The 19,757-nt window shown below is 73.0% G+C and carries 12 protein-coding genes; 4 read left to right on the top strand and 8 right to left on the bottom strand.

Annotated features, from left to right (window positions below; genetic code table 11):
* Window positions 1-3: 3 nt before the first annotated feature.
* The 5 genes from ACIPRD_RS21040 to ACIPRD_RS21020 all read right to left on the bottom strand — a co-directional run bounded on the left by ACIPRD_RS21040 (window position 4) and on the right by ACIPRD_RS21020 (window position 7,040).
* On the bottom strand, window positions 4-708 hold the full coding sequence (locus ACIPRD_RS21040; RefSeq protein WP_356398664.1) for an SIMPL domain-containing protein: 705 nt from the start codon (window positions 706-708) through the stop codon (window positions 4-6).
* A gap of 198 nt (window positions 709-906) precedes the next feature.
* Window positions 907-2,334: a SidA/IucD/PvdA family monooxygenase gene (locus ACIPRD_RS21035; RefSeq protein ID WP_356398662.1), complete on the bottom strand. Its 1,428-nt coding sequence runs from the start codon at window positions 2,332-2,334 to the stop codon at window positions 907-909.
* Complete coding sequence (locus tag ACIPRD_RS21030; RefSeq protein ID WP_401564954.1) at window positions 2,331-3,689, bottom strand: pyridoxal phosphate-dependent decarboxylase family protein; 1,359 nt, start codon at window positions 3,687-3,689, stop codon at window positions 2,331-2,333. The genes ACIPRD_RS21035 and ACIPRD_RS21030 overlap by 4 nt, the downstream gene beginning before the upstream one ends.
* Before the next feature lie 407 nt (window positions 3,690-4,096).
* The gene (gene pepN, locus ACIPRD_RS21025; protein WP_401564953.1) at window positions 4,097-6,583 is read right to left on the bottom strand and encodes an aminopeptidase N; all 2,487 of its coding nucleotides are present in this window, start codon (window positions 6,581-6,583) and stop codon (window positions 4,097-4,099) included.
* A 106-nt stretch (window positions 6,584-6,689) separates the two neighbouring features.
* Window positions 6,690-7,040, bottom strand: coding sequence for a chorismate mutase (locus ACIPRD_RS21020; protein ID WP_401564950.1), 351 nt, complete (start codon window positions 7,038-7,040; stop codon window positions 6,690-6,692).
* Between the two features lie 141 nt (window positions 7,041-7,181).
* Between ACIPRD_RS21020 and ACIPRD_RS21015 the strand changes: the two genes are divergently transcribed.
* A complete protein-coding gene (locus ACIPRD_RS21015) occupies window positions 7,182-8,090 on the top strand; it encodes a hypothetical protein (RefSeq protein WP_401564948.1) in 909 nt (302 codons plus the stop codon).
* Window positions 8,091-8,323: 233 nt separating this feature from the next.
* The gene (locus tag ACIPRD_RS21010) at window positions 8,324-9,244 is read left to right on the top strand and encodes a rhomboid family intramembrane serine protease (RefSeq protein WP_401564945.1); all 921 of its coding nucleotides are present in this window, start codon (window positions 8,324-8,326) and stop codon (window positions 9,242-9,244) included.
* A gap of 185 nt (window positions 9,245-9,429) precedes the next feature.
* On the opposite strand, the gene ACIPRD_RS21005 is transcribed toward ACIPRD_RS21010, so the two are convergent.
* From ACIPRD_RS21005 to ACIPRD_RS20995, 3 genes are all read right to left on the bottom strand, one after another.
* Entirely contained in the window at window positions 9,430-10,893 is a 1,464-nt protein-coding gene (locus tag ACIPRD_RS21005; RefSeq protein WP_356398650.1) for a glutamate synthase subunit beta, read from the bottom strand.
* Window positions 10,886-15,403 carry a glutamate synthase large subunit gene (gltB, locus tag ACIPRD_RS21000; RefSeq protein WP_401565167.1) on the bottom strand — a complete coding sequence of 1,506 codons (4,518 nt, stop codon included), beginning with the start codon at window positions 15,401-15,403 and terminating at the stop codon, window positions 10,886-10,888. The genes ACIPRD_RS21005 and gltB overlap by 8 nt, the downstream gene beginning before the upstream one ends.
* A 508-nt stretch (window positions 15,404-15,911) precedes the next feature.
* Window positions 15,912-16,643 carry a VIT1/CCC1 transporter family protein gene (locus tag ACIPRD_RS20995; protein ID WP_401564943.1) on the bottom strand — a complete coding sequence of 244 codons (732 nt, stop codon included), beginning with the start codon at window positions 16,641-16,643 and terminating at the stop codon, window positions 15,912-15,914.
* A gap of 261 nt (window positions 16,644-16,904) precedes the next feature.
* On the opposite strand from ACIPRD_RS20995, the gene ACIPRD_RS20990 reads away from it, so the two are divergent.
* Window positions 16,905-18,644, top strand: a complete 1,740-nt coding sequence (locus ACIPRD_RS20990; RefSeq protein WP_401564941.1) for an ADP-ribosylglycohydrolase family protein — start codon at window positions 16,905-16,907, stop codon at window positions 18,642-18,644.
* Complete coding sequence (locus ACIPRD_RS20985; RefSeq protein ID WP_401564939.1) at window positions 18,641-19,756, top strand: ADP-ribosylglycohydrolase family protein; 1,116 nt, start codon at window positions 18,641-18,643, stop codon at window positions 19,754-19,756. The genes ACIPRD_RS20990 and ACIPRD_RS20985 overlap by 4 nt, the downstream gene beginning before the upstream one ends.
* The last annotated feature ends 1 nt before the right edge of the window (window position 19,757 follow it).

The raw sequence follows: 19,757 nt of genomic DNA, 5'->3' as shown, positions 1-19,757 counted from the left end.
CCGTCAGAGCCGCGGGGGTCGCATGGTGAACTGCGCGCTGACCTGCGCGCTGACGCGGAGGCGCGGGGGTTCGAGGTCGAGGGGCGCGGCGGGGCCGGCGGGCGCGGCCGGACCGCCGGGGAAGGCCGTGCGGGCGGAGCGTCCGTAGGGCGCCCGGCCGGGGGCGCCGGCTTCCGAGCCGGTGTCGGCGAGCTCGATGAGCGCGGCGATGGTGGTGCCGAGGGACTCGGCGTACTCGCGGGCCCGCTGGAGGGCGTCGGCGACGGCGCGCTGCCTGGCCTTGGTGTGGACGGGTGAGGCGAGGCGGAGGGACCACCAGGGGCCCTCGACACGGGTGAGTTCGAGGTCGGCGAGGCGGGTGGTGAGTTCACCGAGAGCGGTGAAGTCGGTGAGTTCGGCGCTGAGGTGGACGTGGCCGAGGTAGGCGCGGACGCGTTCGCCGCGGCCGTGCTCGGAGAGTTCGGGGGTGAGGGTGAGGGTGCCGGTGGAGACGCGGGTGACGGCCTGGCCGTAGGACTTGATCAGGTCGAGGGCGTCGGTGTTGCGGCGGGTGAGGTCGTCGAGGGTGGTGCGGCGGTCGCGGCCGCGGGCGGTGACGGTGACGCCGATGGAGGCGAGTTCGGGTTCGACGTCGAACTCGGCGTGGCCGCGGGTGGTGAGGAGGGGGGCTTCGGGGGTGCCGTGGGCGGGGGGCGGCGTGGTGGTCATGCGGCTCACTCTGTCATGCGGCCGCTGACCTGTGCGGGTGCGGGGAGGGCGGTGCCGGACCCGGGCGGGACGAGCGCCTCGTCCGGTATCCACCCTTTCTGCACAGGGAGTTGACGGTGCGGCAGTCCGTCCGGCCGCGTGCGGCGGCTGCGGATTCCGCCCGCCGCCGCGCGCCGCCGCCGTTCGGGGTGCGGCCCGTCATCTGCCTTCGACGAGGGGGGTGAGCCGGGGTGCCTGGCGGGCTTCGGGGACGCGGGGTGCGGCGTTCTGGAGTCCGAAGGAGGTGAAGGCGGTCCGGGCGGCGAGGGGGTAGGGCTGTTCGCCGGTGAGGGAGTTGAGGATGGTGGCGCTGCGCCAGGCGGCGAGGCCGAGGTCGGGGGCGCCGACGCCGTGGGTGTGGAGTTCGGCGTTCTGGACGTAGATGCCGCAGCCGGTGGCGGTGACGGCGGGGTCGAGGACGAGCCGGAACTGTTCGTCGATGCGCGGGCGTTCGCTGTTGTCGCGGCGGAGGTAGGGGTCGATGCCGGCGAGGAGGCGGTCGAGGGGGCGCTGACGGTAGCCGGTGGCGAGGACGACGGCGTCGGTGGTGAGGCGGCTACGGGTGCCCTGCTGGACGTGTTCGAGGTGGAGTTCGACCTTGGTGGTGGCGAGGCGGCCGGCGGTGCGGACGCGGACGCCGGGGGTGAGGACGGCGTCGGGCCAGCCGCCGTGGAGGGCGCGGCGGTAGAGCTCGTCGTGGATGGCGGCGAGGGTGCCGGCGTCGATGCCTTTGTGGAGCTGCCACTGGGCGGTGGTGAGCCGGTCGCGGACGGGTTCGGCGAGGGCGTGGAAGTAGCGGGTGTAGTCGGGGGTGAAGTGTTCGAGGCCGAGTTTGGAGTACTCCATGGGGGCGAAGGCCTCGGTGCGGCCGATCCAGTGCAGGCGTTCCTGGCCGGCGGGGCGGTGGCGGAGGAGGTCGAGGAAGATCTCGGCGCCGGACTGTCCCGAGCCGACGACGGTGACGTGTCCGGCGGCGAGGAGGGTGGGGCGGTGGTCGAGGTAGTCGGCGGCGTGGACGACGGGGACGGCGTGGGCGTCGGTGAGGGGCTTGAGGGGGTCGGGCACGTAGGGGGCGGTGCCGATGCCGAGGGCGATGTTGCGGGTGTGGGTGCGGCCGAGGGCCTGGGCCTCGCCGTCGGCGTCGAGCTGGGTGAAGTCGACTTCGAAGACGCTGTGTTCGGGGTTCCAGCGGACGGCGTCGACCTGGTGGCGGAAGCGGAGTGCGGGGAGTTGCCGGGTGACCCAGCGGCAGTAGGCGTCGTATTCGGCGCGCTGGATGTGGAAGTGCTCGGCGAAGTAGAAGGGGAAGAGGCGTTCGCGGGTCTTGAGGTAGTTGAGGAAGCTCCAGGGGCTGGTGGGGTCGGCGAGGGTGACGAGGTCGGCGAGGAAGGGGACCTGGACGGTGGCGCCGTCGATGAGGAGGCCGGGGTGCCACTGGAAGTCGGGGCGCTGTTCGTAGAAGACGGCGTCGAGAGGGGTGAGGGGGTGGGCGAGGGCGGCGAGGGAGAGGTTGCTGGGGCCGATACCGATGCCGACCAGGTCGTGGGGGGTGCCGGGCTGGTGCGGTGGGGGCGCGGGGTGGTTCATGTGCGGGTGTGTCCTTCGACGAGTTCCAGGAGGTGTGCGAGGTCGTCCGGCCGGGTGTGGGGGTTGAGGAGGGTGGCTTTGAGCCAGAGGCGGCCGTCGGGGCGGGCGCGGCCGAGGACGGCCCGGCCGTGCTGGAGGAGGGTGCGGCGGACGGTGGCGACGGTGGTGTCGTCGGCGCCGGCGGGGCGGAACAGGACGGTGCTGATGGCGGGCCGGCCGTAGAGGTCGAGGGCGGGGTGGTCCTCGATGAGGTCGGCGAGGTCGTGGGCGCGGGCGCAGATCTGGTCGATGAGGTGGGTGAGCCCGGTGCGGCCGAGGGTCCTGAGGGTGACGGCGATCTTGAGGACGTCGGGCCGGCGGGTGGTGCGCAGGGAGCGGTGGAGCAGGTCGGGCAGGCCCGCGTCGGTGTCGTCGTCGGCGTTGAGGTAGTCGGCGTGCTGGTGGAGTGCGGCGAGTTCGCCGGGGTCGGCGACGGCGAGGAGGCCGGCGGCGACGGGCTGCCAGCCGATCTTGTGGAGGTCGAGGGTGACGGTGTGGGCGGCGGCGAGTCCGTCGACCCGGTGCCGGTGGCGGGGGCTGAGGGCGAGTGCTCCGCCGTAGGCGGCGTCGATGTGCAGGCGGGCGCCGTGGGCGGCGCAGACGGCGGCGATCCCGGGGAGGGGGTCGATGAGCCCGGCGTCGGTGGTGCCCGCGGTGGCGGCGACGACGACGGGGCCGGGGAGTGCGGCGAGCACGGTGTCGAGGGCCGCGGGGTCGAGGGTGCCGGCGGGGGTGGGGACGACGACGGGGGCGGGGAGGCCGAGGAGCCAGGCGGCGCGGTGCAGGGAGTGGTGGGCGTTGGCGCCGTGGACGAGCCGGAGGGCGGGGCCGTGGGTCTCCCGGGCGAGGAGGAGGGCGAGCTGGTTGGACTCGGTGCCGCCGGTGGTGATCAGGGCGTCGGCGAGACCGGTCTCGTGGGCGAGGACGCGGGTGACCTCCGCTTCGAGGGCGGAGGCGGCGGGGGCCTGGTCCCAGGAGTCGAGGGAGGGGTTGAGGGTGGCGGCGGCGAGGTCTGCCGCGGCGGCGACGGCGAGGGGCGGGCAGTGGAGGTGGGCGGCGCAGAGCGGGTCGGCGGGGTCGGCGGCACCTTCGGCGAGGGCGTGGACCAGGGTGCGCAGGGCGTCGGGGTCGCCGTGTTCGGGGAGGAGGTCGCCGAGGGCGCCGGTGAGTCGCGCGGTGACGACGTCGGGGCCGCCGGCGGGGAGGGGGCCGCCCCGGGCATGGGTGCCGGTGGTGAGTGCGTCGAGGACAGTGTCGAGCAGTGGCCGGAGCGCGTGGGGGCCGTGGGGTCCCGAGGCGAGGGGCGGGGTGGTCATGGGCTCTCCTCCGTGGCGCGGGGCGTGGGGGTCTCCATGGGGGTGGTGCGGGTGCGGGGCGGGTGCTGTCCGGCGGGTTCCCGGTGGGGCGTGTGCGGATGTTTCCGTAGGTTTCTTCCGTGTTGCGGTGGAAGGTCGCTGTGCGTCCGGAAAGCCCAACGACGGTAGCCCGTTGGGGGCACTGCCGTGCGGGGAAAACCCGCTCGAAGGGGGCGAGCGGGTATGGGTGCGGCCGGTCCGCCGCGGGACGGCGGACCGGCCGTGGGGTCGGACCGGCCGTGGGGTCGGACCGGCCGTGGGGTCGGACCGGCCGTGAGGTGACGGACCGATCGTGGAGTGACGGACCGGCCCCCGACCGGTGGTGGACCGCTGGTCGGGGGTGGTGAGCGGGGGGCGGACCGGTGGTGTCAGGCGCCGCGTACCCGCAGGGCCCGCGCGAGGTCGTCGAGTTCGTCGCCGAGGGTGCGGCGCAGGGCGGGTACGGGGTCGGACGCGTCGAGGCAGGTGCGGCCGAGGGTGAGGTGTGCGCCGTCGACGGCGTGACGGGGGAACGCCCAGCGGCCGGCGGCCATGGCGATGGCGGGGCCGCGGCGGGCGGCGACGGGGAGGGCGTCCTCGTAGTAGCGGGGCACGTACTCCGCGACGAGGTCGGCCTGTTCGGGCTGCCAGAAGCCCTTGGCGGTGGCGGCGAAGAGGTAGTTGGAGAGGTCGTCGCCGTGGAACATGGCGTCCCAGGCGGCGCGCTTGGCCTCGGGGTCGGGCAGGGCGGCGCGGCAGTGGGCGGCGCCTTCCTGGCCGCTGGCGGAGGGGTCGCGGGCGAGTTCGGCGGCGATGGCGGCCTCGTCGGCGGCGCCGAGGACGGCGAGCCGGGCGAGGATGCGCCAGCGCAGTTCGGGGTCGAGTTCGGGCCCGCCGGGCACGGTGCCGTCGGCGAGCCAGGCGGCGATGGTGTCGGGGTGGGCGGCGACGTCGATGAAGTGGCGTACGGCGATGAGGCGCAGGCCGGGGTTGTCGCCGTCCTCGGTGCGGCGCAGGAGGTCGCGGCAGAGGTCGCTGAGGGTGGCGAGGGCGGCCGGGCGGTCCTCGGGGGTGAGGTAGCGGTCGGCGATGTGGGCGGAGGCGAAGGCGAGGACGCCCTGGACGAGGGCGAGGTCCGTTTCGAGCGGCAGGTGGGCGCGGGCGGTGTCCAGGTAGGCGGCGGGCGGGAGTTCGCCGTCGCGGACGGCGTCCCGGAGGGCGTTCCAGACCACGGCGCGGGTGAGCGGGTCGGGCAGTGCGGACAGTCCGGTGCGGATCGCCTCGGAGGAGTCGGCGTCGAAGCGGATCTTGGCGTAGGTGAGGTCGCCGTCGTTGAGCAGGAGGAGGGCGGGGCGCTTGCCGAGGGGCTGGGGGGCGGCCTGGGGGATGTCGAGGTCGATGCGCTCGCGCAGGGTGAGGCGGCCGTCGTCGGTGAGGTCGCGGTCGTAGAGGCCGGCGGTGACGCGGTGGGGGCGGCTGCCGGCGCGGTCGACGGTGAGGGTGCGGGTGCCGTCGGTGCCGTCCGCGGTGAGGACGGGGGTGAGAGTGTCGACGCCGGTGGTGCGCAGCCAGGCGTCGGCCCAGGCGTGGACGTCGCGTTCGGTGGCGGCGGCGAGGGAGTCGATGAAGTCGGCGAGGGTCGCGTTGCCGAAGCGGTGGCGCTGGAAGTGGATGTTGATGCCCGCGAGGAAGTCCTTCTCGCCGAGCCAGGCGACGAGCTGGCGCAGGGCGGAGGCGCCCTTGGCGTAGGAGATCCCGTCGAAGTTGAGGAGGGCGGAGGCGGTGTCGTCGACTGCTTCGGGTGCGACGGGGTGGGTGGTGGGGCGCTGGTCGGCGTCGTAGCCCCAGGCCTTGCGGGTGACGCCGAACTCGACCCAGGGCTGGGTGAAGCGGGTGGCTTCGAGGGTGGTCTGGTAGCCCATGTACTCGGCGAAGGACTCGTTGAGCCAGATGTCGTCCCACCACTGGAGGGTGACGAGGTCGCCGAACCACATGTGGGCCATCTCGTGGGCGATGACCATGGCGCGGGTCTGGCGCTCGGTGTCGGTGACGGCGGAGCGGTAGACGAAGTCGTCGCGGAAGGTGACGAGTCCGGGGTTCTCCATGGCGCCGGCGTTGAACTCGGGGACGAACGCCTGGTCGTAGGAGTCGAAGGGGTACGGCTCCTCGAACTTCTCGTGGTAGCGGTCGAAGCAGGCGCGGGTGATGTCGAGGATCTCGTCGACGTCGGCGTCGAGGTGGGGGGCCAGCGAGCGGCGGCAGTGGATGCCGAAGGGCAGGCCGCGGTGTTCGGTGGTCACGGAGTGCCAGGGGCCGGCGGCGACGGCGACGAGGTAGGTGGAGATGAGCGGGGTGGTGGCGGCGCGCCAGCGGCCCTGTCCGAGGTGTTCGGTGACGCCGTTGGCGAGGACGGTCCAGCCTTCGGGCGCGGTGACGGAGAGGTCGAAGACGGCCTTGAGGTCGGGCTGGTCGAAGGCGGCGAAGACGCGCTGGACGTCGTCCATGAACATCTGGGTGTAGACGTAGGTCTCGCCGTCGGTGGGGTCGGTGAAGCGGTGCATGCCCTCGCCGGTGCGGGAGTAGCGCATGCGGGCGTCGACGCGCAGTTCGTGCTCGCCGGCGGTGAGGCCGTCCAGGGCGAGCCGGCCGTCGTGGAGGGCGGCGGGGTCGAGGGGGTGTCCGTCGAGCGTGACGGTGCGCAGCTCGGCCGGCTTCAGCTCGACGAACGTGTTCCCGTCGGTCCGTGCGGTGAACCGGATCGTGGTGCGGGAGTCGAAGGTCTCGTCGCCGGTGGTGAGGTCGAGTTCGACCGTGTAGCGGTGGACGTCGAGGAGCTGTGCTCGGAGCTGCGCTTCGTCGCGCGTCAGTACGGACATGCACGCCATGCTGCCTGATCAGGGCGATGGCGGACAGGGGTGGACCGGTAGTTGCCGTATGTCCGGTTGTGCGGGTGTCTGGGCGGGGCGCGGGCCGGGCGCCGGCTCAGTCGGTCTGCGCGGGCTGCCCGTTGGCGGTGTCCTCGGCGATGCGCTCGTGGTGGCGGATGACCTCGGCGACGATGAAGTTCAGGAACTTCTCGGCGAAGGCGGGGTCGAGCCGGGCGTTCTCGGCGAGGTCGCGCAGGCGGGCGATCTGGCGGGCCTCGCGGGCGGGGTCGGCGGGCGGGAGCCGGTGGAGGGCCTTGAGGCGGCCGACCTGCTGGGTGGCCTTGAACCGTTCGGCCAGCATGTGGACGACGGCCGCGTCGATGTTGTCGATGCTCGCGCGCAGCCGTTCGAGTTCCTGGCGCACCGCGGGGTCGACGTCACCGGTACCGGTGTTGCTGTGGGTCATGGGCCTCAACCCTACGGGGCCGGGGGCGCCCTTTCACCGGCGGCTCCGGCGGCCGCCCCGGCGGGGGGCGGTGTGCCGCGCGGGGCGGGGCGGGGCAGTCATACAGTGGACGGGGACTCCGGCGTCTTTGGGGGTGCGGGCGTGGCGAACGGCGGACCGGTCGAGCACGGCTTCCCGCATCTGGAGACGGTGCGGGCCGCGGTCACGGCGCTGTACCGGCGGCTGTCGTACGACGTGCTGCGGACGTTCTCCACGAGTGTGGCCCCGGCCGACGTGGCGTTCGGCGACGCGGACGATCTTCATCTGGGCGCGCAGCGGGTGGCCCGGGAGATCGTGGGGCACTTCCGGCTGCCGGATGCCCGGCTGATCGTCGGTTTCCGGGAGATGACGCACGCGGCGCATGTGGAGCTGGCATCGGGGCCGGAGTACTTCGTCGAGCTGAACGACCGGTTCCGGGAGCATCGCCGGGACATCGGGGCGGCGCTCGCGCACGAGGTGGCACATGTGTATCTGCACCGTCTGGGGCTCGCGTTCCCGACGACGGCGGAGAACGAGATCCTCACGGACACGGTGACGGCGTACCTCGGCGCGGGCTGGCTGCTGCTGGACGCCTACCGCGAGCAGGGGGGTGCTTCGCAGAAACTGGGTTATCTCACCCCGGAGGAGTTCGGCTACGTGCTGGCCAAGCGCGCCCTGTTCTTCGGTGAGGATCCGTCGGTGTGGTTCACCAGTGCCCAGGCGTACACGGCGTACGGCAAGGGCATGGAGCGGGCGCGGCGGGACGGGCGGCAGCCTCCGCTGACGGCGGCGGGCTGGGCGGGGCGGCGCCGGTACGCCCACGACCGCCGGCAGGCGCAGGGGCCGGCGGAGGGTGCGGGGAGCACTGGGGGTGCGGGGAGCGCGGCTTACGGCTTCTCGTCGGCTCCCGGGGGCGCCCTGCGGGTGGACTTCCCCTGCCCCACCTGCCATCAGCGCATCCGGGTACCGGTACGGGGGCGGGTGCGGGCGCGGTGCGGGCTGTGTACCTCGGTCCTGGAGTGCGACACGTAGGTGTCCGGCGGATCGGCCGGCCGGTGTTGCCGGTGCGGCCGATCCTGCGGGTGTTGCCGGTGCGGCCGATGCTGCCGGTGCGGGCGGTCCTGCCGGTGTTGCCGGTGCCGCCGGCCTGCGGTGCCTGCGGTGGCCCTCCTTGCCCCGCTGTCACCGCCGTTCGCTATTTTGTTCGCCGCCGCCCCCACCGGCTCTCCCCCCGTTCTCCGTCCCACTCTCCAGAGGAGCCGGCCGTGACCGCCGAGTCCGCCGTGACCACGTGCTTCCGTCATCCCAAGGTGGAGTCGCACGTCCGCTGCACCCGCTGCGACCGCTACATCTGCCCCGACTGCATGCGCGAGGCGGCCGTCGGCCACCAGTGCGTGGAGTGCGTGAAGGAGGGGGCGCGGACGGTACGGCAGGCGCGGACGGCGTTCGGCGGCCGGATCTCCACGGTGCCGCTGGTGACGTACGTCCTGGTCGCGCTGAACGCGCTCGCCTATCTCGCACAGCTGGTCCGGCCGTCGGTCACGGACCGGTTCGAGATGCTGGGCGCGGGCCTCAAGGGCCCTGACGGCGGGCACTACTTGTGGCAGTACCCGTACGACCCGGTCCTGCGGCCCGAGGGGCTGGCGGGCGGTGAGTGGGAGCGGCTGCTGACCGGAGCGTTCCTGCACATGCCGCCGGGCGACGGCATAGGGGTGCTGCACATCGTGATGAACATGGCGTCGCTGCTGAGCATCGGCAAGGTGGTGGAGACCCAGCTGGGCCGGGTGCGCTACCTCGCGCTGTATCTGCTGTCGGCGCTCGGCGGTTCGGTGCTGGTCCTGCTGATCGCGCCGGACCAGCCGACGCTCGGCGCGTCCGGGGCCGTGTTCGGTCTGGGCGCGGCGTACTGGGTGATGGGGCGCCGCCTCGGCTACGACATGCGGGCGGTCAACCAGTACATGACGGGTCTGCTGCTGTGGCTGGTGATCTCCGCGTGGATGACGTCCTGGGAGGGGCATCTCGGCGGTCTGCTGGCGGGCGGCGTCGTCACGCTGGCCTACGCCTACGCGCCCCGCGACGGACGCCGGGCGCTGGTCCAGGCCGGAGCGTGCGCGGCACTGCTGGCGCTGCTGGTGGTCCTGGCCGTGGTGAAGGTGTCGTCGTTCACGGGCGGTCCGGCCGCCTAGACGGGTCACGGCCCGGCCGTGCGGTCCGGCCATGGCCCGGCGGCCTCGCGCGCCCGGCGGGTCGCGGGTGTGCGACGGCACCTGCCCGGGCGTCCGGTCGGGGACTGTGGGGCAGGTGCCGTCGGTGTTCGTCCGTACGCCGTTGTACGGAACGTGCGGGGGGAGCCGCGGGGCTCCCGGGCGGGTCAGACCGCGAGGGCGCGGTCGGTCGGGCGGATCGGCGCCGGCAGGTCGCTGGAGCCGGTCAGGTGGCGGTCGACGCCGCGGGCGGCGGAGCGGCCCTCGGCGATCGCCCAGACGATGAGGGACTGGCCGCGGCCCGCGTCGCCGGCGACGTACACGCCGGGGACGCTGGTGCGGAAGTCGGCGTCGCGGGCGATGTTGCCGCGCTCGTCGAGTTCCAGACCGAACTGCTCGACCAGGCCGTTGTCGCGGTCGGTGCCGGTGAAGCCCATGGCGAGGGTGACCAGCTGGGCGGGGATCTTCCGCTCGGTACCGGGCTTCTGGGTGAGCCGGCCGTCCACGAACTCGACCTCGGCGAGGTGCAGCCACTGCACGTTGCCGTCCTCGTCGCCCTCGAAGTGGGTGGTGGAGACGGAGTAGACCCGCTCGCCGCCCTCCTCGTGGGCGCTGGTGACCTTGTAGAGCATCGGGAAGGTCGGCCAGGGCTGGTTCACCGGGTGCCGCTCGTCGTTCGGGCGGGGCATGATCTCCAGCTGGGTGACGGAGGCCGCGCCCTGGCGGTGGGCGGTGCCCACGCAGTCGGCGCCGGTGTCGCCGCCGCCGATGACGACGACGTGCTTGCCCTCGGCCGAGACGGGCGGCGCCACGAAGTCGCCCTCCTGGACCTTGTTGGACAGCGGGAGGTACTCCATCGCCTGGTAGATGCCGGACAGTTCGCGCCCGGGGACGGGGAGATCGCGGGCGGTGGTGGCGCCGACGGCCAGGACCACGGCGTCGTACCGCTTCTTCAGGTCGGTCGCCTTCAGGTCGCGGCCGATCTCGACGCCGGTGCGGAAGCGGGTGCCCTCCGCGCGCATCTGCTCGATGCGGCGGTTGATGTGCCGCTTCTCCATCTTGAACTCGGGGATGCCGTACCGGAGAAGACCTCCGACGCGGTCCGCGCGCTCGTAGACGGCGACCGTGTGGCCGGCCCGGGTGAGCTGCTGGGCGGCGGCGAGGCCGGCGGGGCCGGAACCGACGACCGCGACCGTCTTGCCGGAGAGGCGCTCGGGGATGCGCGGGGCGACGTCCCCGGTCTCCCACGCCTTGTCGATGATGGAGACCTCGACGTTCTTGATGGTGACCGCGGGCTGGCTGATGCCGAGCACGCACGCCGACTCGCAGGGCGCGGGGCACAGCCGGCCGGTGAACTCCGGGAAGTTGTTCGTCGCGTGCAGGCGCTCGGAGGCGGCGGCCCAGTCCTCGCGGTAGGCGTAGTCGTTCCACTCGGGGATGAGGTTCCCGAGCGGACAGCCGTTGTGGCAGAACGGGATGCCGCAGTCCATGCACCGGCCGGCCTGCTTGCTGATGATCGGCAGCAGGGAGCCGGGGACGTAGACCTCGTTCCAGTCCTTGACGCGCTCACCGACGGGACGGGTCTTGGCGACCTCGCGGCCGTGGTTCAGGAAGCCCTTCGGGTCAGCCATTGATCGCCGCCTCCATCATCTTCTCGGTGATCTCGGTCTCGGAGAGACCGGCTCGCTCGGCGGCGTCCTTGGCGGCGAGCACTGCCTGGTAGGTGCTGGGGATGATCTTGCTGAAGCGGGCCGCGGCCGCGTCCCAGTCGGCGAGCAGCTTCTCGGCGACGGTCGAGCCGGTCTCGTCGGCGTGGCGGCGCACCGTGTCGTGCAGCCACTGCCGGTCGGTGTCGTCCAGGGGCTGGACGGCACCGGCGTTGCCGGCGTTGACGTGGTCGGGGTCCAGGTCGATGACGTACGCGATGCCGCCGGACATGCCCGCCGCGAAGTTGCGGCCGGTGGGTCCGAGGACGACCGCGCGGCCGCCGGTCATGTACTCGCAGCCGTGGTCGCCGACGCCCTCGGAGACGACCGTGGCGCCCGAGTTGCGGACGCAGAACCGCTCTCCGGTACGGCCGCGCAGGAACAGTTCGCCGCCGGTGGCGCCGTAGGCGATGGTGTTGCCCGCGATCGTCGAGTACTCGGCGAGGTGGTCGGCGGCGCGGTCGGGGCGGACGGCGATCCGGCCGCCCGACAGGCCCTTGCCGACGTAGTCGTTGGCGTCGCCCTCCAGGCGCAGGGTGATGCCGCGCGGGAGGAAGGCGCCGAAGGACTGGCCCGCGGAGCCGGTGAAGGTGATGTCGATGGTGTCGTCGGGCAGGCCGGCGCCGCCGAACTTCTTCGTCACCTCGTGGCCGAGCATGGTGCCGACCGTGCGGTTGATGTTGCGGATGGCGACCTGGGCGCGCACGGGGTGCGCCTCGGTGGCGTCGGACGCGGCGAGCGCGTCGGCGGCGAGCTTGATCAGCTCGTTGTCCAGGGCCTTCTCCAGGCCGTGGTCCTGGGCGACGAGCTGGTGGCGGACGGCGCCCTCGGGCAGATCGGGCACGTGGAGCAGGGGCTGCAGGTCCAGGCCCTGTGCCTTCCAGTGGTCGACGGCGCGGGCCACGTCGAGCACCTCGGCGTGCCCGACGGCCTCCTCGATGGAGCGGAAGCCCAGCTCGGCGAGGAGCTCGCGGACCTCTTCGGCGATGAACCGGAAGAAGTTGACGATGTGCTCGGCCTTGCCGGTGTAGCGCTCGCGCAGGGCCGGGTTCTGGGTGGCGATGCCGACCGGACAGGTGTCCAGGTGGCAGACGCGCATCATGACGCAGCCGGAGACGACGAGCGGGGCGGTGGCGAAGCCGAACTCCTCGGCGCCGAGGAGCGCGGCGATGACGACGTCACGGCCGGTCTTGAGCTGGCCGTCGGTCTGGACGACGATGCGGTCGCGCAGGCCGTTGAGGAGCAGGGTCTGCTGGGTCTCGGCCAGGCCGAGCTCCCAGGGGCCGCCCGCGTGCTTGAGCGAGGTGAGCGGGGAGGCGCCGGTGCCGCCGTCGTGGCCGGAGATCAGGACGACGTCGGCGTGCGCCTTGGAGACGCCCGCGGCGACCGTGCCGACACCGACCTCGGACACCAGCTTCACGTGGACGCGGGCGGCCGGGTTGGCGTTCTTGAGGTCGTGGATCAGCTGGGCGAGATCCTCGATGGAGTAGATGTCGTGGTGCGGCGGCGGGGAGATGAGGCCGACGCCGGGCGTGGAGTGCCGCGTCTTCGCGACCCACGGGTAGACCTTGGGTCCGGGCAGCTGGCCGCCCTCGCCGGGCTTGGCGCCCTGGGCCATCTTGATCTGGATGTCGTCCGCGTTGACGAGGTACTCGCTCGTCACGCCGAAGCGGCCGGAGGCGACCTGCTTGATCGCCGAGCGGCGTGCGGGGTCGTACAGCCGCTCGGGGTCCTCGCCGCCCTCACCGGTGTTGGACTTGCCGCCCAGCTGGTTCATGGCGATGGCGAGGGTCTCGTGCGCCTCCTGGGAGATGGAGCCGTACGACATGGCGCCGGTGGAGAACCGCTTGACGATCTCGGAGACCGGCTCGACCTCCTCCACCGGGACCGGCTGCCGGCCGGAGTCGAGGCCGAACAGGCCGCGCAGCGTCATCAGGCGCTCGGACTGCTCGTTCACGCGCTCGGTGTACTTCTTGAAGATGTCGAAGCGGCCGGAGCGGGTGGAGTGCTGGAGGCGGAAGACCGTCTCGGGGTCGAACAGGTGCGGTTCGCCCTCGCGGCGCCACTGGTACTCGCCGCCGATGTCGAGGGCGCGGTGGGCGGGCGCGATGCCGCTGGCCGGGTAGGCCTTGGCGTGGCGGGCGGCGACCTCGCGGGCGATGACGTCGATACCGACGCCGCCGATCTTGGTGGTGGTGCCGTTGAAGTACTTCTCGACGAAGGCGTCGTCCAGGCCGACGGCCTCGAAGACCTGGGCGCCGCGGTAGGAGGCGACGGTGGAGATGCCCATCTTCGACATGACCTTGAGGACGCCCTTGCCGAGGGCGTGGATCAGGTTGCGGATGGCCTTCTCGGGCTCGATGCCGTTGATGAAGGTGCTGGCGCGCAGCAGGTCCTCGACGGACTCCATGGCGAGGTAGGGGTTCACGGCGGCCGCGCCGAAGCCGATGAGCAGGGCGACGTGGTGGACCTCGCGGACGTCGCCGGCCTCGACCAGCAGGCCCACGTGGGTGCGCTGCTTGGTGCGGATGAGGTGGTGGTGGACGGCCGCGGTGAGCAGCAGCGAGGGGATCGGCGCGTGCTCGGCGTCGGAGTGCCGGTCGGACAGGACGATCAGGCGGGCGCCGTTGCCGATGGCCGCGTCGGCCTCGGCGCAGATCTCCTCGATGCGCGCGGCGAGGGAGTCGCCCCCGCCGCCGACCCGGTACAGGCCGGACAGGGTCGCGGCCTTGAAGCCGGGCATGTCGCCGTCGGCGTTGATGTGGATGAGCTTGGCGAGCTCGTCGTTGTCGATGACGGGGAAGGGCAGCACGACGGACCGGCAGGAGGCGGCGGTCGGGTCGAGGAGGTTGCCCTGCGGGCCCAGCGAGCTGCGCAGCGAGGTGACCAGTTCCTCGCGGATGGCGTCCAGCGGCGGGTTGGTGACCTGCGCGAACAGCTGGGTGAAGTAGTCGAAGAGCAGCCGGGGGCGCTCGGACAGCGCGGCGATGGGCGAGTCGGTGCCCATCGAGCCGATCGGCTCGGCGGCGGACTTGGCCATCGGCGCGAGGATGACGCGCAGCTCTTCCTCGGTGTAGCCGAAGGTCTGCTGGCGGCGGGTGACCGAGGCGTGGGTGTGGACGATGTGCTCGCGCTCGGGCAGGTCGCCCAGCTCGATCTCGCCCGCCTCCAGCCATTCGGCGTACGGCTGCTCGGCGGCGAGGGACGCCTTGATCTCGTCGTCCTCGATGATGCGGCCCTCGGCGGTGTCGACGAGGAACATCCGGCCGGGCTGGAGGCGGCCCTTGCGGACGACCCGGGCGGGGTCGATGTCCAGGACGCCGACCTCGGAGCCGAGGACGACGAGGCCGTCGTCGGTGACCCAGTAGCGGCCGGGGCGCAGTCCGTTGCGGTCGAGGACGGCGCCGACCTGGGTGCCGTCGGTGAAGGTGACGCAGGCGGGTCCGTCCCACGGTTCGATCATCGTGGAGTGGAACTGGTAGAAGGCGCGCCGGGCCGAGTCCTTGACGGTCATCGACTCGTGGTTCTCCCAGGCCTCCGGGATCATCATCAGCACCGCGTGGGGCAGGGAGCGGCCGCCGAGGTGCAGGAGTTCCAGGACCTCGTCGAAGGAGGCGGAGTCGGAGGCGTCCGGGGTGCAGACGGGGAAGGTCCGCTCCAGGGAGCCCGGTCCGAAGAGGCCGGAGGCGAGCTGGGACTCGCGGGCGCGCATCCAGTTGCGGTTGCCCTTGACGGTGTTGATCTCACCGTTGTGGGCGACGAACCGGTAGGGGTGCGCGAGGGGCCACGACGGGAAGGTGTTCGTGGAGAACCGGGAGTGCACGAGCGCGATCGCGGAGGCGAAGCGGCGGTCGGACAGGTCCGGGAAGAAGGGTTCCAGCTGGCCGGTGGTCAGCATGCCCTTGTAGACGATGGTGCGGGCGGACAGCGACGGGAAGTACACGCCGCCCTCGCGCTCGGCGCGCTTGCGCAGCGCGAAGGCCTTGCGGTCGAGGGCGATGCCCTCGCTCGTGCCGTCCGCGACGAAGATCTGCCGGAAGGCCGGCATGGTGGAGCGGGCGGTGGCGCCGAGCAGTTCCGGGGCGACCGGGACCTCGCGCCAGCCGAGGACGTTCAGTCCTTCCTCGGCCGCGATCGCCTCGATCGCGGAGACGGCTTCGCCGGTGCCCTCGGGGGGCAGGAAGGCGATGCCCACGGCGTACGACCCGGCGGCCGGGAGGCCGAATCCGGCGACCTCGCGGAAGAAGGTGTCGGGGACCTGGGAGAGCAGACCCGCGCCGTCCCCGGAGTCCGGCTCGGAACCGGTGGCGCCGCGGTGTTCGAGATTGCGCAGAACGGTCAGCGCCTGCTCGACCAGCGCATGGCTCGCCTCACCGGTGAGGGTGGCCACGAAACCGACACCGCAGGCGTCGTGCTCGTCGCGGGGGTCGTACATACCCTGCGCGGCAGGGCGAGCATCCATGAACGACCAGTTCTGGCCATTCGCGGAATGCTGGGACGGCTGGCGCGTCGTACGCATCGGCTCTCCCGTCGTCGTCAACAAGTGGCATATGGGGGTGCCGAGGGACGACGCTGGCCCTCTGCGGGGTGCAAAATTTCGTGCAGGTTACATGATGGGGCGGTTCTCGGAAACTGGATACAGCGTTCCAATATGCGGACACCGCAGGGGTTGTCGCGGGTGCCCCGAAGAGACGGCGAGGGCCGTCCACCGGTGGCTGGAAATCATTGAAGATCATGGGGCCCGAGGCGGACGCGATCGGTCTGACCGTCGCCCTGTCGGGCCGTGAAAGCAGGCGGGGGAGCGTCTTCGCCCGTCCCGCGGGTGCGCCACAGGCGTCATTGCCCGCAGCGCTTACGGCTCATGCCCGTTCATCGAGCATTCGAAACCAGCGAGTAACGGGAACTTATACGGTCGATTGCATAAATTCCATACCCAGGCCCGATCATCCTAGAGCGGTTCCGAACAGCGCGCCCAGGGCGTACGTCACACCGGCCGCCGCGCCGCCCAGCGCGAGCTGACGGAGCCCGCTGAACCACCAGCTCCGCGCGGTCACCTTGGCCACCACGGCGCCGCAGCCGAAGAGCCCGGCGAGCGCGAGCAGCAGGGCGGGCCACAGGACGGTCGCACCGAGCAGGTACGGCAGGACGGGCAGCAGGGCGCCCAGCGCGAAGGAGCCGAACGAGGAGACGGCGGCGACCAGCGGGGACGGCAGGTCGCCGGGGTCGATGCCGAGCTCCTCGCGGGCGTGTATCTCCAGGGCCTGCTCGGGGTCTCTGGAGAGCTGCCGGGCGACCTCCTTGGCCAGCGCGGGCTCGACACCGCGGGCCGTATACAGCGCCGCGAGCTCGTCCTGCTCGTCCTGCGGGTGCTTGCGCAGCTCCCGGCGCTCCACGTCGAGCTCGGCCTCGACGAGCTCCCGCTGGGAGGCGACGGAGGTGTACTCGCCGGCCGCCATGGAGAAGGCTCCGGCGGCGAGCCCGGCCAGCCCGGTGATCACGATCGTCTGGTGGCTGACGGCGCCGCCCGCGACACCGGTCATCAGGGCGAGATTGGAGACCAGGCCATCCATCGCGCCGAACACGGCGGGGCGCAGCCAGCCGCCGTTCACGTCGCGGTGCGTGTGGTTGTCGCGGTGCGCCTCGTGCAGCGCGGCCTCGGTTTCGATGATGGCCATACGGACCCCCAGGGAAGCTTAGCCAAAGCTAACTTTGGACCAGTTCTATTTTTCGACGTACCCAAACGTACGCCGTGTCCTTCTACCCCGCCAGCAAGGAAAGGCTCCACTAACCTGCGGCTTTACCTTTTCTTGCTCATTCGTGCTTGTATCCGCTCAGATGCCGAGCGGGTGATGCTGGGCTCTCGCAGGCTGGTGCGGGGCCGTCCCGTGGGACACATCCGCAAAGGGGCCCGGTGGCCCCGCTGAAGGAGAGGCCCCATGGCATCGATCGCCTGCACTCCCCCGGTCCCGGCTCCCGGGGACGTTGCCGGACCGCGCGAGCGGGCGCGCGGCGCGCTGCTCGGCCTGGCGGTCGGCGACGCGCTCGGGGCGCCCGCGGAGAACCTCAAGCCCTCCGAGATCCGCGCCCGCTGGGGCCGCATCACCGGGTACGTCAGCGAGAACCCCTCGGGCACCGACGACACCGAGTACGCGATCTTCTCGGGACTGCTGCTGGCCCGGCACGGCTCGGCGCTCACCCCGGCGCATGTCGAGGCGGCCTGGCACCGATGGATCGCCGGTCACGCCGACGGCCCCTTCCGGGGCGCCGGGTTCAGCGAGCGCGGCACGCTGGAGAACCTCCGCCGCGGGCTGGCCGCCCCCATCTCCGCCCAGCACCGGCACGCCTGGAGCGACGGCCTGGCGATGCGCGCGGCCCCCTTCGGGGTCTTCGCCGCGGGGCGCCCCGCGGAGGCGGCCCGGCTGGTGGCGATCGACGGCTCGGTCAGCCACGAGGGCGAGGGCATCTACGGCGGCCAGGCGGTCGCGGCGGGAGTGGCGGCGGCGATGGCGGGCGCGGCGCCCGCGGTGGTGGTCGCCGCCGCGCTCGCCGCGGTCCCCGACGACTCCTGGACCGCCCGCTCCCTGCGCCGCGCGGTCACCGTCGCCCACCGCGGCGAACGCGCGGTCCGCTCCGCGGTGGTCATCGGCGGCTACCCCTGGACCGACCTCGCCCCCGAGGCCGTCGCCCTCGCCTTCGGGGCGTACGCGGCGGCCGACGGCGACTTCCGCGAGGCCGTCCTCACCGCCGTCAACATGGGCCGCGACGCGGACACGACGGCGGCGGTCGCGGGCGCCCTGGCCGGCGCCACCCAGGGCGCCGGGGCGATCCCCGCGGAGTGGGCCGCCGCGATCGGCCCCGCCCGGGGCCGCTGCCTGCCCTCCATGACCGGCCACCACATCCTCGACGTGGCGGAACTCCTGGTCCCGGAGGAGGGCGGCAAATGGGGCGCGGGCGTGGTCACCCCGGACTTCCTGCCCCTCAAGGCCACCGCGGAGATCCTCCCCACGGCCGGCCCCGGCAACGACCAGCCCCCACTCCCCCAACCGAGTGACACACCCCCCATCCCCCCGGGTGGCACACCCCCCATCCCCCTCCCCCCGTCACCGGCCATCCCCCTCCCCCCAGCCACCCCACAACCACCCCCGCCCCCCGCCCTCCCCAAACGACCGACGGATCCGACCCAACCCCCTGCCCCGGCCTCCCAGCCGACGGACCCGACCCAACCCCCTGCCCTCACCTCCCAGCCGACCGAACCACCCCGCCCCCCTGCGCCCCACCCCGTTGCCGTGACCTCACAGCCGACGGATCCGGCCCAACCCCCTGCCCTCACCTCACAGCCGACCGAGCCACCCCGCCCTCCTGCGCCCCACCCCGTTGCCGCGACCTCACAGCCGACGGATCCGGCCCAGCCCCCTGCCCTCACCTCACAGCCGACAGTTTCGGGTGGTGGGTGGGCAAAGGAGCGGGGGTCCAGGGGGCGCAGCCCCCTGGTGGACGCGGCGGACCCCGGGCAAGGACCCGGCGAAGGCCCCCTGCAGGGCCCAGGGAACCCCGGGTACGGAGACAGCACAGGCCCACTGCAAGGCCCAGGGAACCCCGGGTACGAACCCAACGCAGGCCCCCACCCCCAAAGCGCCGCAGGCACCCGCCTCGGACAAGAAGAGGCCCCCCAGTGACCCGCCGCATCGAGGGACTCCTCCTCGGCCTGGCCGCAGGCGACGCCGCCGGCTGGCCCGCCGCCCGCCACCGAGCCGCCCGCATGCCCGAGTGGACCCGCCGCCTCACCCGCGAACTGGACACCTTCGCCGAGCACAACGCCACCACCACCCTCCCCGTACCGATCGCCCTGAACCAGCCCCCCGAGCCCCTGCGCCTCGGCCCCTCGGACGACGCCGAGTGGGCGGCCTTCGCCGCGGAGGCGGTGCTGCGGGCCGGCGACGACGACGTCCTCGGCGACCTCAGCCGCGACCGCCGCATGCGCGCCGCGATCGACCTCACCTGGACCGCCGTGGCCGCCGAGGTCTCCGCCGCCGCGGACCGCGCCCCCGAGATCGAGTCCGCCGTACTCCCCCTGCGCGCCCGCATCTCGGTCCGCGCCGGCCTCGGCAACCTCGCCGCCGGACTGCGCCCGCCCGCCACCGGGCACGACAACCCGCACTACTTCGACGACGCCGCCTGCGTCCGCGCCTGCGTCCTCGCGGTGGCCCACCCCGGCGACCCCCGGTGCGCCGCGGACCTCGCCGAGTTCGACGCCCGCTACACCCAGGACGGCGACGGCGTGCACGGCGCCCGCGCCATGGCGGCGGCCCTCTCCCTCGCCCTCGACGGGTCGGACCCGGACGCGTGCGTGGCGGCCGCGCTGGCCGAACTCCCCGCGGAGACGGAGATCGGCCGTAACGCACGCCACGCGCTGGCCCTGGCCGAGCACGCCGGCCCGGCGTTCGCGCTGGTCCCCCTCCTGGAACACCAGATCGTCGACCACGTCTACAGCTACGGCATCGCCGCCGCCGAGACGGTCCCGGTCGCGCTCGCGCTGACCGCCGCCGCCGGCGGCCGGATCGCGGAGGCGGTGCCGGCCGCCGCCTGTCTGTCCCGGGTAGCCGACTCCGCCCCCGCCCTCGCCGGCGCCCTCACCGGGGCGCTGGGCGGCGGCGACTGCGTCCCCGCGGCCTGGCGGGAGGCCTGCCGCACCCTGTCCGGCTGCGCGCTGCCCCGCCTCACCGGCACCGATCTGGTGGAACTCGCCGGACTCCTGGAAACCGCGCAACGGGCCCGACCAGGAGGATGAT

The organism is Streptomyces sp. NPDC090108 (genome assembly GCF_044747185.1).
Classification (GTDB): domain Bacteria; phylum Actinomycetota; class Actinomycetes; order Streptomycetales; family Streptomycetaceae; genus Streptomyces.
The sequence above is the reverse complement of the archived record's forward strand: the minus strand, read 5'-3'. Positions and strand labels throughout refer to the sequence as shown.